Origin of the sequence: Bacillus salitolerans, from assembly GCF_042680805.1 — a bacterium.
In the GTDB taxonomy this organism is placed as follows: domain Bacteria; phylum Bacillota; class Bacilli; order Bacillales; family SA4; genus Bacillus_CJ; species Bacillus_CJ salitolerans.
In genome coordinates this window covers 122194-139116 of record NZ_JBHUEM010000005.1, presented here as the reverse complement: position 1 = coordinate 139116, position 16923 = coordinate 122194, and the positions used below count along the sequence as shown (strand labels likewise).

Annotated in this window: 13 protein-coding genes; 7 read left to right on the top strand and 6 right to left on the bottom strand. The window is 34.5% G+C overall.

The window, feature by feature from the left end; genetic code table 11:
• Positions 1–82: 82 nt before the first annotated feature.
• The 4 genes from ACFSCX_RS06645 to ACFSCX_RS06630 form a co-directional block, all read right to left on the bottom strand.
• Positions 83–973, bottom strand: coding sequence for a tyrosine-type recombinase/integrase (locus ACFSCX_RS06645; protein ID WP_377927389.1), 891 nt, complete (start codon positions 971–973; stop codon positions 83–85).
• Between the two features lie 627 nt (positions 974–1600).
• Positions 1601–3052, bottom strand: coding sequence for a hypothetical protein (locus ACFSCX_RS06640; RefSeq protein WP_377927388.1), 1452 nt, complete (start codon positions 3050–3052; stop codon positions 1601–1603).
• A gap of 1361 nt (positions 3053–4413) precedes the next feature.
• Positions 4414–4542 carry a hypothetical protein gene (locus ACFSCX_RS06635; RefSeq protein ID WP_377927387.1) on the bottom strand — a complete coding sequence of 43 codons (129 nt, stop codon included), beginning with the start codon at positions 4540–4542 and terminating at the stop codon, positions 4414–4416.
• A gap of 63 nt (positions 4543–4605) precedes the next feature.
• Entirely contained in the window at positions 4606–5766 is a 1161-nt protein-coding gene (locus ACFSCX_RS06630) for a hypothetical protein (RefSeq protein WP_377927386.1), read from the bottom strand.
• Positions 5767–6206: 440 nt separating this feature from the next.
• Between ACFSCX_RS06630 and ACFSCX_RS06625 the strand changes: the two genes are divergently transcribed.
• Together ACFSCX_RS06625 and ACFSCX_RS06620 are read left to right on the top strand one after the other, a co-directional pair.
• Entirely contained in the window at positions 6207–6716 is a 510-nt protein-coding gene (locus ACFSCX_RS06625; RefSeq protein ID WP_377927385.1) for a hypothetical protein, read from the top strand.
• A gap of 29 nt (positions 6717–6745) precedes the next feature.
• Positions 6746–7492 (top strand): GIY-YIG nuclease family protein, encoded by a 747-nt coding sequence (locus ACFSCX_RS06620; RefSeq protein ID WP_377927384.1) that lies wholly within the window; start codon positions 6746–6748, stop codon positions 7490–7492.
• A 40-nt stretch (positions 7493–7532) separates the two neighbouring features.
• Here ACFSCX_RS06620 and ACFSCX_RS06615 read toward each other — a convergent pair whose 3' ends face one another.
• Complete coding sequence (locus ACFSCX_RS06615) at positions 7533–9056, bottom strand: FtsZ/tubulin family protein (RefSeq protein ID WP_377927383.1); 1524 nt, start codon at positions 9054–9056, stop codon at positions 7533–7535.
• A 1-nt stretch (position 9057) separates the two neighbouring features.
• Positions 9058–9378: a hypothetical protein gene (locus ACFSCX_RS06610; RefSeq protein ID WP_377927382.1), complete on the bottom strand. Its 321-nt coding sequence runs from the start codon at positions 9376–9378 to the stop codon at positions 9058–9060.
• Between the two features lie 1097 nt (positions 9379–10475).
• Between ACFSCX_RS06610 and ACFSCX_RS06605 the strand changes: the two genes are divergently transcribed.
• From ACFSCX_RS06605 to ACFSCX_RS06585, 5 genes are all read left to right on the top strand, one after another.
• Positions 10476–11825 carry a replication-relaxation family protein gene (locus ACFSCX_RS06605; protein WP_377927381.1) on the top strand — a complete coding sequence of 450 codons (1350 nt, stop codon included), beginning with the start codon at positions 10476–10478 and terminating at the stop codon, positions 11823–11825.
• Positions 11809–14529, top strand: coding sequence for a type IV secretory system conjugative DNA transfer family protein (locus tag ACFSCX_RS06600; RefSeq protein WP_377927380.1), 2721 nt, complete (start codon positions 11809–11811; stop codon positions 14527–14529). The genes ACFSCX_RS06605 and ACFSCX_RS06600 overlap by 17 nt, the downstream gene beginning before the upstream one ends.
• A gap of 252 nt (positions 14530–14781) precedes the next feature.
• Complete coding sequence (locus tag ACFSCX_RS06595; RefSeq protein WP_377927379.1) at positions 14782–15675, top strand: S1 RNA-binding domain-containing protein; 894 nt, start codon at positions 14782–14784, stop codon at positions 15673–15675.
• Positions 15668–16657: a hypothetical protein gene (locus ACFSCX_RS06590; protein ID WP_377927378.1), complete on the top strand. Its 990-nt coding sequence runs from the start codon at positions 15668–15670 to the stop codon at positions 16655–16657. Before ACFSCX_RS06595 ends, ACFSCX_RS06590 begins: the two co-directional genes overlap by 8 nt.
• On the top strand, positions 16650–16919 hold the full coding sequence (locus ACFSCX_RS06585; protein WP_377927377.1) for a hypothetical protein: 270 nt from the start codon (positions 16650–16652) through the stop codon (positions 16917–16919). Before ACFSCX_RS06590 ends, ACFSCX_RS06585 begins: the two co-directional genes overlap by 8 nt.
• Positions 16920–16923 lie beyond the last annotated feature (4 nt).

The following is a 16923-nucleotide window of genomic DNA, read 5'->3' as shown; positions in this document are numbered from 1 at the left end:
AGGTTTAAGCTTGTTGGGGTATTCCCATTTCTATTATTCAATTAATTATTGTAGTAGATTCAAGGTTTGCTAATTTTGTTAATTATATAGCGATATTGTCTTCATTATACTCTTTCCCATTGTATCGTTCAATGGTTTCTTTCACTAGGTCACTGGTTCGGTTTTTATGAATTCCTAATTCAGCGGATAGCTGGTCGATAACGTATTTCTTTTTCATTCTCAAATAATATACATATGCATGACGGATATCCGTTAAATTAGGGCGTGTTTCTATTTCTTCATATTCATCAAACACTTTTTGTAATTGGTAATACAAGGTTGACTGGTCTATGATTGGTGATCTTGAGTTTTCATTCCTAGCAGCAAACAGATACTCACTTCCGTTAAGCAACGACTCGTAATAGTATTCTGCAAACAACTCAGCTTCTGCATTTTTAAGAATAACTTTTCTCTTACCTATTTGAATCTCTATTCTGTTGTCTATATGAGATACATCCGAGTGTTTAATTGAGAAATCCGAAAAACGTAATCCTCGTATCCCAAGAATAAAAAGTACCTTAGCTTGTAATGAAATATGATGTTTATTTAACATACTATCTCGAATAGTGAGAAGTACTTCATAATCTAAGTTCTTTGGTTTTAACTCTTTCACCTTAAAACTCTTGATTTTACAGGCTGGATCAATGATTATTTGTTGACTTTTCTCTAAATAATCGTAAAAAACCTTAAGAGAAGATAGCAACTTATTAATCGTGGTTAAGCTGTTTTCTTCTAGTTTTGATTTCAGAAAGCTATTGATGTGTTTCGTTTTAGCATCTTTTAGTTCTATGTGAGAAAACTCTTCATTAGCGAGTAGATAGGCTTTAAACATTTCAACCGTTTTTAAATATGTGGTTATAGTAAGTTCTTTGTAGTGTTTATCTCCGTCCTCATTGGTTGCACTGTTTAAATAATTACTAAATCCATAGGGCATTCATGTTCCTCCTATCCAAAGAAATTTACTATATCTATAATACCATGATAGGGATTAATAAACTTGTATATTATCTTTAGAGTGAAAAATATTTCCAATTAATCATTTATGAAACAAAAAGGTGATTATTATTGGTTTCTAAAAATATAATAGTAAAGGGGATTTAAAGAGCGTTTAAAGACCTTTTAAAGAAGATCTTAAAGAACATTAGCAAAACTATATTTAGTCCCCTATAGAGCTCAAAACCTTTGATATATATGGAATTAAGCATTTTTTCATTTTTAGTGTCTACTTTATTTTAGGAAATATAATCTTTAAAAACAGCGACTACTACTTGAATCCTATACCTTTATAACTTGAATATTAGGTCTAATATAATTTACCTATAATCAAGACTAATTAATATTTAATTATAGATACTTGAGGAAAATCCATTATTTTTTTCATTTCTACGGGAATTCAACAAAAAAAATAAGGAGCATACAGCTCCAGAATTTCAAATTTGTAGTTTTCTATTATCCAACTTTATAACATTGATAGAGTAATAGTTTGGATTTCATGACAAATAGGCCACTCCTTTTATAGGCAGACTGACCGAATTTAATCTATTTTTCATTTTTTTTTAAATTAGAAAGGTAGCTGAAATTCAGTGTTATCTTGTTGCTGGCACTGATCTTCTATCTTATCCTCTATATCTGATTGCACAGAGTCATTCATTATTTTATTTTGTTTACGCTGCCCCCTTTGCTCATAAGCCATTTTTATGATTTCTTCAGAGGTTATATTTAACTCTTTTATTTTTGACATCATGTAAGTAAAGCACTTTTTATTGATTTCTTTCAATTCGGTGTAGTTAGTTGTTAATACATCGAAAAGGAACTCGGACGTTCTTGAATGAGCTTTAATATCATGCGCCATCGTAAGCATTTCATCTACAATTGACTTGTTTGAAATGTAGGAAAGGATATTTTTGTCAAGTTGAATAGGGTTTAGGGATACGTGAAGTTTAATAGAATTGTAGGCATCCATATCCAAATTCATCTTTTTAGTAAAACCAAATTCCTCTTCTATTTGATCTGCAAATGTTTTGATAGTGGTTTTAATTTCATTCGCAAACTCAGGTACTATATACCAGTTCTTTAGATAGTTAGAAAATGTCCGGTCTTGCACCTGTTCATAGAGATTTCCACCATCCATAAAGAACTTTTCTAGTGCTTTTCTCCATATTTTCAAACCAAATAAACCGAATTGGTCTATTAGTTCCTTCTTCGGAGAATGTAGGTCAACTAAATCCTCTTTTGCGATTAGCTGAAGATCATATCCGTATGGAATTGCAATGCTTTCTAAATCCCGTAAAGAAGACCGTCTATCATATATATCTTCTGTTTCTTTTACAACTGATTCACTAATTCTCACTTCAATAACATGAAATGATTTCCCCATCCTAGACTTTCGTTTTCCATCTTTTTTATCACAAAAATCTTTAAAGGTTTCTCTAAATCTAGCGGTATCTTTTGTTAAGATTTTATCGCCTTTTCCTTTTGTTTTAAGTACAACACTAATAACCCCAGTTTCAATTAATTCTAAGAAATGGGTAGAAAACTCTTCAAAACTTGCAAAGTTACCAACACATGAATCTACATTTAACGTCTTATTTTTATATAATTTTTCAACAGATATCAAATGTGGCTTCCCTGGAAGTTTCACAGTCATGAAATAATAGAGTAATTCTAAACTTCTTTTATGTAGGTTTAAAAAAGCAGCTTCTGTAAAAAACTTATAATGTTTTATATATTTATAACTCGACTCTGTACCTGTATTAGGATGGTAGAAATGGCATACCAACTGTCCATCATCGTTTTTAGAGATATAGCCTCTTTCAATAAGTTTATCAATAGCATTACCGAACAGTTTAGTGGTACATACCTTTAATTTTTTTATTTCATCCCTGATTTGAGACATGGTTAAATAGATTGTTTTATCATAATCACACAATCTGGCCAATGTCGGTAATAATCTCTTTTCAATAGCAGTTAGATCTTTAACTCTTTCATACTTCAGATACTCAACAGCTAGCATACTACCCCTCCTAAGAAGGCAATACGTTTTGCAACTTGAGTTAATATTGGGCTGTTTGATTTGATAAATAAAACTTGAACAAACCTTCTGCGTTGGTTTACCATCACGTCTTGCTGACCTCCTGTTTTTTTAGCAAAACCCCTTGAGTACATAGATACCCAAGGGAAATCCCTATTCTAAACAAGGTTAGCAAGTCCAAAATTTTAAAAGTTCTCAACATCTTTTGCAATGAAAATTCATTTTTTTTTTGCACAACAAAAAACGATAGAAGAACTCTAATGAGTTGTGAACGAATAAGACAGAGTACAAAGCTCTCCCCTATTTTTGGACTATAAGCTTACCTAAAGAATCCACACTTAAGAAAGATCCTTCACCCAGCTTAATGTTCCATCTACTTTCCACAAAACCCCTATTGCTTCTACCGTTTTTATCTCTATATTTTCTCTATTTTTCTTTTTATCTATTTATCTTGAAATTATTACACATTATGACCACTAAATATTGATATATTCAACGGTTAGTGGTACAATTACTTAGTAATAACTTCAAATGCAAGTTTACGATTATTGTATCGTAACTTCATTCATATCTTTTTGCGCTTTCGGTAGTTTCGCATAGTGGGGTTTTGTGAAGTATGTGAAACATATTGCTGAGCTCTAGTACTTTCCGTTCGACTGGATTGTTGCTAGAGATTTTTTTTTTGCCTTTTTTTATGATCCTTTCATGATTCTAAATTTATGTACAAAAAAATAGAGGTCATGAATTGACCACATATGCCTATCTTTACCTTACATTCATAAGCTCCTAAAAGTGGATACACTTATGGTAAGAAAGATAGAAATATGTCACCATTTCATTCCGTTCTTCGTCTGTTTAAAATATTAACATAAATCCTTAAGTATGGGAATACGAAAGATACATTTTTTTGTCGATACTTACCAAATTAGGAAAAATCATAGTTTACTTATTTATTATTCTACGAAATATTAGTTAATTTTTTGTTGCATTCACTATATGACTTTGGTATATTATTATTAACTAAATAAAATAATAAGTAATAGGGGTAAAATCCGTTACTTCGTCTGCAAAGGTCCTTCATTCGTGAAGGACTTTTTGCATTTTACTCAACAATTTATTCAAATGTATTTTATTTATTTAAACTTATAATGAGTGCAGCTACTCTCATAACTGTTGAGTACCTACCCTTGTATTCACCACATTAGAAAGTAAAATTATTGCTCTAACAAAAAACTAAGAATTTTTCTATTTGGAGCATCTCCAGATGAAAAACTACAAAAAAAGAGCGTCAGACCCTTAGATCCGACGCCAACATGTATATGATTGATAGAGATTGATATTGATTAGATAAAGTAGTTTAAAACTGTAATCGCAATTGCATTGAAAACACCGAAAATAGCAATACCAGCCATGGTTTTATCCATTTTCCGTTGAGTATTACCATCCATCATTTTCACTAGAACTTTGTTCATTTGCAATCACCTCTTAGTCTTAATTTATTATCTACTTACATTATAGCATTTTTTTTACCATAGTTATTTTTCATCAGAACCAGGTAGGATATCAATTAAACTTTGATCTGGCTTATTGCCTATTTGAGGATTAGTATTTTTGCCAGTTACAAACTCAAGAACATCAAAACCAGTAAACTCTAACATATGGATATTTTCCTGGGTAACCTCTAATTTAGTTTCAAGTTTTTGAACAAATCCCTTTAATTCTTGTACTTCCTTTATGACGGTTTCTCTTTCTTTGACTTTCCCTTCCTTCTCCGAAAGCGTCTTTTCTAATTGAGCTTTTAAGCTAGTTGGAGCAGAGAATTCCGTCTCATTTTTTGTAGCAACTTCATTTATGGACTTCATTAATTCAGCGTATGCTGCTTCTTGTGATATTTCATCATCATTACCAGCAAATAGCTTTTGAAAAAAGCCTTTCTTCTTCTGTTTTCCCATACTGTATTTTAAGGAAGCTGAGCTTGCCTCGATCGCGATCTTCTTACTAGTTTCTACCGCCCACTTCTTACTACCTTCTTCAGATTTTTGAATTTCGATTTTTAATTCTAAGTTTTCAGCTTGATAGCCTAAACTTTCAATTTCTCTGTCAATATCAATAAGCTTTTTACTCATTTCTTGATATTCACTCTTCTTCTTTTGAAGCAATAATTCTTGTTGTTGAAGAAATAAAACTTTTTGTATGTTTAGGAGTTGGGCCTCAATATGCTCTTGTCTTTCTCCGTGATTCATTGCAGGTAAATTCGATTCATTAATGACATTGTTACTATTTCGAGTAAATGAAGTTGTAACTTGTTTTGGATCAAGTTGACGGGACCCCACTAATTCCGCTATATCATACGGTTGCATATTAGCCTGGTCTTTAAGAATAAATACTAAGTGAAACCGATATATTGCTCTAAAATCCAAACGGTGCATTTTTCCGTTTTTTTCGACTTCTAAATATTCGTTAAGAGAGTGTCGGTTTATTAGATTTCGAAGGTCATATAATTGTTTATCTTTAAAAAATTCTGCTGCTTGTGTTAACGAATACATAGATTCAATATCTATCTTTTCTAATATATTTCTAGGGTAAAGAATCTCTTCTAGATCCTCCCGGCCCCTGAATTCTTTTCGAACTCGTTCATGGAGCACATCTCCTTCGAATTCTTCTCGTATCTTTTCTTTAAGATGTTCAAATTCCACGCTCTACACCTCCAATCAGGTTCAATCATACTAAATATGTAATAACAATACCTTTATATTAACCTCAAAAAACTTGGGAAATCAAGAGTTTTCCGGAATTTCAGCCATCAATCACTTGTTTGATTGATACTGATTGATGTTTAAATCTGATTAATCACGATTGATAAATATAAATCATGCAATTAATAGCAATATAGATTGATAAACACAATAATGATTGATATTGATTGATACTGATTCGTGGTAATGTTTTTGCAATCAACATCAATCAGTACAATCAGCAAAAAAACCGAAAAATATAAAAAATATAGGTTGTCAGACATGTCTGACAGTCAGACAAACAAGAACATCCCTTTGCCCTTTGAATAATTTGATAATTATTAGTCAATAATAGTGGCAAATAAATCAAATTTAGGTGAGATTGAAGGGAGAATGTAATAATGGCAGAAAAAGAAAGGGTTTCAGATCGTGTTTATCCAGATACAATAAAAAGAATACAGGAGATTGCAGCTGATCATGAAAATAAAGCCGATGTCTATGAGGCGTTAGTACATGCATATGAACTTTTAAATATGAAAAAAGTTAGTAAAGTAGATAACTTAACGGTACCAGTATATAACTTGTTAATGGAACCAGGTGGATATTATATTGAACTAGTGGATAAATGTGAAAAGGCTATTCAAACTGAACAAGTAGAATGTAAGGTTCAGTTTAATGTTATAAATAATCAATTGTTAGAGAAGATGGAGCAGGAAAAACAGTTCAAGTTAGTAATAGAGGAAAAAGACCAATTAATCTGCAATTTAAACGAAGTAATAACTAATCAAGAAAAAAAAATCCATAGATTAAGAGAAGAAGCGGACCTGCTTGAAGGTATGAAAAAGTTACTTCGCTCCCAGGGTATTCAACAAACACTTTTTAACGATGAAGAGTCTAAAAAACTTTCATAGCACTACCTTAAATAAAGGGAGGGAAGTATATGAAGAAGTTTTATAAAGTTGGATACGTCTATTTTCTAAAGGATACCGACAATGACCTAATCAAAATAGGTAAAACTTCAAGGAAACTAGATAAACGTTTGTATGAACATAGTCGAGATTTTAATTACGAATTGGTTCAAGTTATTTATTCTGTTAATTGTTCAAAGACAGAAAGATTACTTCATTCATACTACCAAGATAAAATGGTGGAACGTGAAAAATTTAATTTATCTAAACAAGACATAGAAGATATTAGAAAATTGGCATTTTCAGATGAGATAAGGGATTCTTTAATTAATACGGACTCAATAGAAAATTCATCACTGGAAATAGTTAAGACTCTTTTACCTATACTGAAGAGTATTAGAACCTGTTTCGATATATTGTTTAAGAAAAATGAATTACAGCAACTAAAGAATCGAGAATTGAATTTGAAAATAGAGTCTTTAGAATATAGGAAAAATGAAACCATTAAGCACATTCTTATATCTGAAAAATCAATTATGGAAACTTTGAATATATTACTTGAAAAGATTTATACACTGGAACTAAAGAACCGAGAATTAGATATAAAGATAAAATCTGTGGAATATAGCTCTAAAAGAAGTATTGAAACCATTAATCGCATTCTAAATGGCAAAGATGATATATTAGAAATCTTAAAAATTAATGATAAAAGAAACAATCTCATTAAAGTTAAACCCAATTTGATTAATCGAGTATTTAGTAACAACAAGGATATATAAAAAAGAGGAATAACATTTAAAATGCATTCCTCTTTTTTTTCTATTTATTTTGGTTATCTTTACTTACAAAGTGCTGGGATAGATTAAACGTTTTTTGCTGACCAAATTTATTTCCACTTGATTGCTGTTCAGTGTTAGATGTTTTATTACCGAAAGATCCAAAGGCATTTGAGCCAAATCCTTTCTTCTCAACAGTTGCAGCAACTTGTTTAGTGAAAGCTGATTGCTTCGGCCCATTAAAGCGACTACCCGTTGTATTTGCATAGGGATTAAATGAATTATTTTGAATCCGATTTAAAGCGATTGAAACATCTACTTCTTCTTCCTCTTGTTGTTCTCTTTGCTGTTTTTCAACTAATTCATTTAATTCATTTGCTAGTTGTACATATCGATTAGGAATTCGCATACCTGCAAAGATGGAGTATACTACTGAATAATTTTGATTCCAAATAGGATCTCCGAACTTTCCACCGATTTCGTCGAGTCTCTTATACTTACTTAAGGTATCTTTTAGCTTTTCTTCGGTTTTCATATCTGCAAAGAATTCAGAATCATGAGGACGAAGTACAAAACCACCGTACATTGTAGCAGTACCAAACTTATGGTCACAAGCAAAGTAACCTCTATTAAGACTACCTTCAACTTTTGAACTCAATCCGTTTAAGGTAAAATCCTCTGGTTGAAGGCGAGCTTTACCTAGAGTTAAAAATCTACCTGGAACACTGAATAGCTTAATTAAATCTGATGGATCATAAGTAACGCTGTCAGAACCAAAGTTTTGTGGAATTAAATTAACTTCATGTAGTGTACTTAGAATTGCATTATTGCTTTCTTCTTTCCAGTTGATTACTTTACCTTTATTTGCATGTTGGTCTTTTCTTTCATTAAATGACTCATAAAGTCGTTTATTATCTACAAGAATTACGCTTGCAAGAGGCTTAGTTTCGTTGGATTCGTACTGTGTTTCTTGTTCTTTAAAAAAGTCTTCTAATTCTTTAAGTAGCACAAGGGCGTTTGTTATCTCTTCTGGATTACCGTGAGGAAGGGAGATTAGTAACGTGACAGGAACACCTGCAAAATAATCATTTCTTATTAGATTTAACACTAATGAACCCCAACCTGTACCAACACCACCACCAGCACCTAAGCAAATTAAAAACTGGTCAATAAGAGGGTTGCCATTTTCGTCATAAAATTTACGGCCAATTTCTCCAGTGAGTCTTTCTTGATGTGCTTGACCGTTTTGATGCTGTGGATCGAACATGTCAACGACAACTTGTGGTGTACGAGCTGCACCTTTCATTCCTTCAAAATGGATACGGTCAACTTGAGGGATATTCTTTAAATGTGTCATATCTGATTCGGAAAGATTAATAGCTAAGGAAGGATAGCACTGTTCACCGTTTGAGAATGTGTATCCGGCAAGAATATCGGCATCCTTATTTCCTTTTTGACCAGCTCCAATAACTCCAAATCGAATACTCACTTCATTAAATTTACCTTTTAATTCAGCGGATTCACCAATAAACATTCTTTCTAATTCTTTACTGTTTGCAAGAGTCATACTATTTTACCTCCTCTAAATTTTCTTCCTTATGTAATGTTTGTTCATTATGTAAAGTCTCGGTAAGTCTACTTGCGATCTCAGCGCCAATGTCTGTTAGTCTATAAAACTTCATTCTGCCAACTTCTTCAAACTGTACAACACCAAAGGTAAATAGGGCATCTACTGATATATGGACTTCTTTACGAGGTAAAGACAACATCTCAGCAATTTTTGATTTATGAATACCATCAAAATCTGCGATAACACTAAAAACCTTTATTAGATAGAATGATTCTTTCAGTCTATCACCAACATTTTCAATATAATCTTCAAGAGTCATAATTCACCTCCATAAGTAGGATTTTCCTATTTATCCAATATTGTATCATATATTCTTTATAGGGTATACATAATTGTGTCCCCTATATTGTGTACATGATATAAAACACCGATATAACAACGTTTGTTCATAAATTTTAAAGAAATATACAAATCGACTACACATTATCGTGTACACATTAATAGGTACACATTTCAAAGAATCATATTCTTAGAGTTTAATATAATGTACTATATGTAGAATGGAGCTTATAAATGTTACTATCTCTTTATTCGCAAGAGATTGGAGTGATAAATTCAGGCAGGAGCATCATTACTGAAAATGAAGGGATCCGCTTAATTATTAAGAATACTGTTTTTATTAGTGTACACGATATTGTGTCAACTTTGTTGTGTACCCAACAACTTCAAATTGGGGAAGTACAGAAATGAAGAACTTTATCATGGTGGATATTTTAGTAGTCACTAACTACCTCTCTATTGATCAATGAGACGAATACTTTTCCAGTTATACTAGTGTCTTGGTGTCTTAGTGTCTCTAAAACATATAGATGGGGGAGTTTAACTGTAAACATTCTTATCAAGTTGTTGGAGTCACAACTTGAAAGTCATAGGGTGTAAGTCATAGGATGACATTATGAATTGAACCTTATTACTGGAGTCATAACCTTGTAGATTGATAGAACAGTATTTTGAGACCTCCTCAGAATCCCGACTATTATGGGTTCCCCGAACTAGGAAAACCCTATCTTCCCATCACATACTTACGCAAAATCCCCAATTCCATTTCCTCTGTTTTTCTATATCAATCATCATCAATCAATATACTCTAGGAAAATCATTATCAATCAATGTATCACAAGGATTGTGGGGAGTTTTCCTTCTGAAAACTCAAAAGTATAATTATTTTTGACTTCTCAGGTCATAAGCTGCATGCTATAATAACTTTCAGCAAGTCTATTGCCTAATTACATACTGCATAAATAGGAATTCCCTAAGCAGAAAGAGTAGATACTTATCTATCATGAACAATCATGGATATGTATTCTCTCTTGAGCTTGGGGATTTTTTGTTTTTTCAGGAGAAAGGAGTGGAATGGTGGAGCATAACATTTTGAGTCAAGCTCTACCCAAGAGGAAGTGGATTGAGTTTGGGTCAAACCGACAAGGTATCATTCTAACTGAATTAGATTATGAATTGTTACTACTTCTGTTTAACCAAAGATTATTAACAACTCAGCAGCTATTCCTGTATGCCTCATCTAAGAAATCCTACAACCGTAGAGCATTTACGAACCGCATGAGGAAGTTTGTCCAGTATGACATTATCAAGCATCATGAATATGAACTAGGGAATTTAGGTTTTCGTTTCTATTACTACCGTATTGGGAAACAAGGGGTAGATATCTTAATCAATGAGGGGCTTATTCCTGAAGCTGATAGCCCAGAACAGATTCAAAAAATCCATAAGAGGATAGGTTCTTATTCTGCTATAAAAAACGTCGACCATTATCTTGGCCTACAAGAGTTAGTGATTCATACCCTAGGGAAAGTAGCTCAAAGGGGAGAAGATGTACACTCTATAAGTCCAGGGATGAATCCTTATGTTGATGAAGATCCTATGTCAGATTCGCCACTTGTCATTCCTGATTGGATACTAAGAAGAAAGAACCGAACTCTTAATATTGAATTGGATACAGGTACGGAAAAACAGGCAAGGTTGCGTGAGAAAATCGAAAAGTATATTCAGTTAGCAAAACAAGAACCATGGGTTCATCATGTGGTCTTAATTGCAGAATTGGACGATAGTTTTCGTACACGATTTAAATATGGGGACCGTACAAGGCGTATAGGTAACGTTAAGCATTCCATTATCAACTTAAGGGAACTGCATCAAGAAAATTTAGAAATCTATACTTTACCTTTACAAGAATGCTATGGACTTACATTTGAATTGTTGCTTGGGAACCGTCCTTTTACGAAAGAAAAAATGGTACAACACCTTCAAGCAACATTGAAGATCTTAGAAGACTATAACGACACCTTTGAATTTAGCTTTACGTCTATTAAAAACTCGAAGGTATACCTGAAAGAAACGGAGTCTCATTATTATGCTGATGGGGTATATAACATCAAAAACATATCTGGAAGTCTGACGCGAAATGTATTCTTTGTTTCGTTGGAAGCAGGGCATATTCAATCTTTAGACCGATTAGATTACCTTCATTCACTCGTATTGGAGCAAAAAACGAAAATCCCTATCGATTTAGTGATTGGCTACTATCATGATTCAGAAGAACAAAGAATGGATGTACTAGGAAAAGACTATCGCAAACTATTGATTATCGATACACAGCAATGGAGTGAGAACTTTACGGAGTCACCTATATTCTATAAACCGATAAGTCCGTATAGAATGGAGGCGATCATGTATGAAGATTGGTCTTGATGACGTAAGAGGAAAGATTCCTTTTCTCCTAACAACCGTATTGTTCATATGGTCGGTTTATATCGTTATGAAAGGATTGGTTAATACCGTTGCATTGTTTCAATCTCAAGTGACACAAACTTTTAAAATGTATCCGTTTTTTGGAGACCCGCTCCATCCTACTTTTTTTGGATTATTCCTTTCGGGAACTGTCTTTATCGGTACATGGTTGTTAGCAACCAAAGTAAAAACGTACCGTAAATTGGTATGGAGAGTGACCTTTTTTCTCGTCATGTTTTGTGGAATCACGTTTTATTATGTTTGGCATGTTACAGCAGCAATGTACCGTTCCCTAATACCGTACTTACAAATACGATCCGATATGATTGATAGAGAAGCATCGGCATTTACAGCAGTTCTAACGCAAAACACGGAACAGTTTTTGCTTATCATGATGTCACTACCAATTCTGATTGTCGGACTCATCCTCCTATGGTTATTAGGGCATGTAAACAAATATTGGGAGGAGTTATCAGAAGCATTCAAAGAGTTTGAGGTTAAATCTAAATTTTTGCAAAAATTCACATCGATGGAAGCAACAGAGGATTGGCCAGATTTGGAGCTTGGTCCTGATTCCGAAACGGGAGAAATGGTTCATCAATTAGGTAGAGACCGAACATTAAATAACATCATAGTAGGTTCAATTGGAACCGGGAAAACGGCAGCTCTTGCTTTACCTATGATTAATGGTGACCTTCATCATCTGGCAAGATTCATTAATGATTATCCCAAAATTAGTCAACTACCTAATTACTGGTCAGAGGATGTAGTGGGAAGGTATTTGAATTCAATTAGTATCATTGAACCTTCTAATGATTTATGTAAGAAAGCCTATAAGCTCTGCAAGGCACATAATATACCCGATTCAGTGATAACTTATATAGATCCTACAAATCCGGATACACCATCAATTAATGTAATGCAAGGTCCCGCTGATAAAGTAGCCGAGCAAATGGCTTTGGTCATTGACGGGTTAAACGAAGATGGAGGAGGTAATTTTTATTTCGAACAGGCGCAGCGTTCCCATTTGAAGTATTATATATACCTTCTAAAGCTTCATGACCCTGAAAGAGGGAATGACGTTACGTTTGGTGAGTTAATCGATATGTATAATGATCCTCAACTTGTTAGAAAAATGCATGTCGTGTTAAAAGAGACGATACCTGATAATTTTCAAGAGATTACAAATCGAGAAGAATATCACCACTGGAGCATTGTAAAAGGGATTGATGATTGGTTTGAATTGAACCATGTTCCAAAGAAGACTCGAGTTGGCGGAGCGGAAGTTGATGAGATGATTTCTTCTGGTAAGTATCGTGGAGAAGTCAGATACATGGATAAAAAAGAAGAGCATGTCCAAGGATTACGAAATATTCTAAATGACATAGCTGCCAATCCACTTATTCGTAGAGTATTATTCGATAAGTCGGACTTCGACTTCGACCGTCATTTATTAATGGGTGGTGTCCTCTTATGTAACACTGCAAAGGGGCAGTTGTTTGGTCTATCAAATGTGTTTGGGAAGATGGTATTGCTTTCACTTCAAAATGCAGTGTTTAGACGAGAGCCTGATGTTAGCCCTCATGCATCAATCATTGTGGATGAAGCACCGGACTTCTTTTATAAAAGCCTACGCGAGTTCCCAGCACAATCACGTAAATATAAGTGTATCTTAACGGTGATCATGCAAACCATTACTCAGTTAGCAGACCGATATGGAGAATACTATATGAACACACTCATTGGTACGTTACGTCACCGTATGGTTTATGCTGATGTTCCTGAGTATGATGCAAATTATTTTTCGAAATTATTCGGTGAGAAAACTCGTTATGAAGAATCGGACACGGAACAATCCGTATCACCACTTCAAGATAATCCTGTTACGAGAAGCGGAACATCATATAGCAAAAAGCGGGATATGGCTTTTACGCCAGGTGACATCATGTTCCAGAAGGAATTCCAATGTATGGTGAAACTTGTGAAGGATAATCGGAGTATGCCACCTGTTCAACTCAATGCGAATTTCGTACCAAAGGCAGAGTTTAAGAAGGCCAAAGTATTAGTAAAAGAGAAACCTTCACAAATTTGGCTTGAAGAACGTTCAAAGATAGTTTCTGGTGAATACTTTGTCTCTGAACTAATCCTAGAGAAAGATAGCATAGACTATTCAAGTGATACATCTCTACGTGTAGACCAACAGGAAGTAGAAGCTAGTGTATTGCACGTGCCAGTCGACCAACCAAATGATAGCATCTCCTTTGATGGTGAAAGTGGAATGGATGGGGGTACGTCAGACGAATCAAAAGTCATTTCATTAGATTCTCATAGAGTAGAAAAGCAAAGTCAGACTCCAACACAATCGTCAGACCGTACTTTAACAAACCCACAATCAATTAGTCAGACAGACTTTGAAAGGACATCTGAACAGAGAAGACAAGTCGATGGGTTTGAACGAGAAATAAAGACTGCCGAAAAAGAAGTAGCCGTTATAGAAGAACAACCAAGATTAGTAGTAAGGCGAACGGTGTTAACAGAGGATACGAAAAAGTTTGTTGCAGATTTAGAGAAAGAACTGAATCAGGTAGAAACGGAGAAACAGAAAGATGAACCCGAGAATAAAGGGGTAAATATTGAAGATCTATTTGAAGAAACAGACCAGTAATACTCGTGTTTAATGAACAAAATCAAAGGAATCTTTCCTTTTCCCAAAATTTTCATTGAAGGTTTATAGGTCATAAGGTACAATCAAGATATTCAAATTTATCACAACTTCATAAAATTGACTGGGAATACCCCACACTTATTTAAGAGAGAACACATTGTCATGTGTTACTGTCTCTTGCTAGGTGTGGGGTTTTTTATTTGTCTTTGACGTTGTGCAAACAAAAGAAAACAATTTTAGGAGGTTCATATAGTGGAAAATTTATTTACTTGGACACAGGAAGAAAGAGATTTATTAGCAACGTATCAGCGTAAACAAGAAGTGGTGAAGGGAATCGTCCGAGCTGCTGCCATCAGAAAGATGCCTGTTCGTGATGAAAATGGTAGAGTTTCAACAAAAGACGTTGAAGTAGCTATCATTCAGGTACAGGGTGGAGTACGTGCGTTTTGTCCGATTGATGAATTTGCGGAACACCGTTATAAAAGCTTAAATGGGTTTGTAGGTTCGACTCAAAATATTATCATTACGAGACTAGACTTAGAGAATCAGATTGCGATTGGTTCGGTTAAAGAAGCAGACAAAAAAACATCTACATCATTCTGGGAAGAAATTAAGTTACTTGAACAGAATAAGCAACTTAAAGATAGGCACTATGAAGCTACTGTATGGGGTTACAATGAAAAGAGTGGACGCATTTTCGTTCGAATCAATGGACAAGATTGCTTTATGATGAAGCATGATTGGGATTATTCCAAGAGAATTGATTTATCCGTAGCCATTCAACGAGGGGAAACGATTCATGTAAAAGTCCTTCGTTTTGATGAAGAAAGAGAAATCGTTCAAGTCAGCCGTAAAGCAGCAATGGTCAATCCATTCGACCGTTTATTAGAGCTTGCGGAGTTCGAATCCATTGTAGGACGTGTTACAACGGTAGATCCTATTCACGGGATTTTCGTTCAGCTGGATGAAGGACTTGAAGTTAAAGGGATGAAGCCACATCAACTTCCAGAACCACTACCGAATGAACTGGTTACGTGTAAAGTGCGTTCTGTGGATCGTAAGAATGAACGGGCAAAGGTTGTAATTATCGGATATCCTCAAGGAAAGAAGAAGAAGAAAGATTTAGGAGATTTTCTTTTTGCCTAATCAAGATGTTCTTTTAGTTACGTATCCTAATCGAGAAGGGGATGTTCCTGTATGGGACCATCCTCTCTTAAGGGGATATCGAAAAGTTCCGAAAGATCATTATTATCCATATACATCACTTGCCCAAGTGTTAAGTATTTACAAAAGACAATATTTTACCGAAGAAGATTTAGTTTTATTAAAAGTCCTTGGTGATTGTATTTGTGCAAATGAAGACCAAATAAGACGATTATTTACCGCAAAAACAGAAATGTCCCGCTCTGAGGTATCTAAACGGTTAGACCAGTTCCGTAAATTTGCGTTAGTAGAAAGGTGGTCTTGCCGAATAGAACGAGAGGCAAACCAACGGAAACCTCCTGCTCCTTTTTCACTCGGAGTAGCGGGGTTTATCCTAATGCGACATTTATATGGTGACCAGTTCTTTAAGAATCCTGATAATTGGCAGGGCATTATGGAAGTTCAACGTTATGTAGCGATGAATGAAGTTCGTACTAGGTTAGTGGAAAGTGGGAATATCCGAGATTGGAAGTGGAATGTCTTACTTGGTGGGAACCCACGTAATGATAAGCCGTTCGGTGTGGCTAAAATGGAAACACCAAAGGGGTATGTCAATATTCTCTTTGAACGAGCTCAGCAATCTCAAAACTTTGTTGGATTCCTTCGTAAGAAGCTCGATAACTGGAGACGAGTCAATGAGGTGTTTGGTAAGCTCCCGCTGTCTGAATTTGATGAACACACAAGTATGGTCGTTATATCCGTTAGTACCAAGACGGTAGCGGAGTACTTACATGAACAGTTATTGTTAGACCAGTATAAAGATTTCCAAGTGATGCTTTGTATTGATGAGTATTTTGATGAAGGATTTGAGCGGGCTTTCTTTGTAGCCAATGGCCCTGAATTAAAACGTGTTCAGTTATCCTTTGTAGCACCTACGTTGAATCTTGAAGAACAAGAGATTGCAGCGGGGGTGGCGCATGAATAAAATTATTATGCTGACCGTCCGTACTTTGTTTGAAATAGGTATTCCTCTTTTGTTTATAGTGTCGATTCATTCTTACGATGAGTTTGCACGCCCATTAGCCATAATTTGGCCCATTTATACCATACTTTCTGCCATTCCTAACGTACTTTATCTAGCTTCAACAGTTATGATGGAAAGGCTATGGTATTATGAACGCACTCTTTTGGTTTCCAAGTTAGTACTACTAGTATTTTCAATCATTGTACTAATCCAAAATTGGTAAGAGA

Bases quoted from the DNA above. Each gene is read 5' to 3' on its own strand.
- ACFSCX_RS06645 (WP_377927389.1), bottom strand. From the start codon at position 973: ATGCCCTATGGATTTAGTAATTATTTAAACAGTGCAACCAATGAGGAC.
- ACFSCX_RS06640 (WP_377927388.1), bottom strand. From the start codon at position 3,052: ATGCTAGCTGTTGAGTATCTGAAGTATGAAAGAGTTAAAGATCTAACT.
- ACFSCX_RS06635 (WP_377927387.1), bottom strand. From the start codon at position 4,542: ATGAACAAAGTTCTAGTGAAAATGATGGATGGTAATACTCAACGGAAA.
- ACFSCX_RS06625 (WP_377927385.1), top strand. From the start codon at position 6,207: ATGGCAGAAAAAGAAAGGGTTTCAGATCGTGTTTATCCAGATACAATA.
- ACFSCX_RS06620 (WP_377927384.1), top strand. From the start codon at position 6,746: ATGAAGAAGTTTTATAAAGTTGGATACGTCTATTTTCTAAAGGATACC.
- ACFSCX_RS06615 (WP_377927383.1), bottom strand. From the start codon at position 9,056: ATGACTCTTGCAAACAGTAAAGAATTAGAAAGAATGTTTATTGGTGAA.
- ACFSCX_RS06610 (WP_377927382.1), bottom strand. From the start codon at position 9,378: ATGACTCTTGAAGATTATATTGAAAATGTTGGTGATAGACTGAAAGAA.
- ACFSCX_RS06600 (WP_377927380.1), top strand. From the start codon at position 11,809: ATGAAGATTGGTCTTGATGACGTAAGAGGAAAGATTCCTTTTCTCCTA.
- ACFSCX_RS06585 (WP_377927377.1), top strand. From the start codon at position 16,650: ATGAATAAAATTATTATGCTGACCGTCCGTACTTTGTTTGAAATAGGT.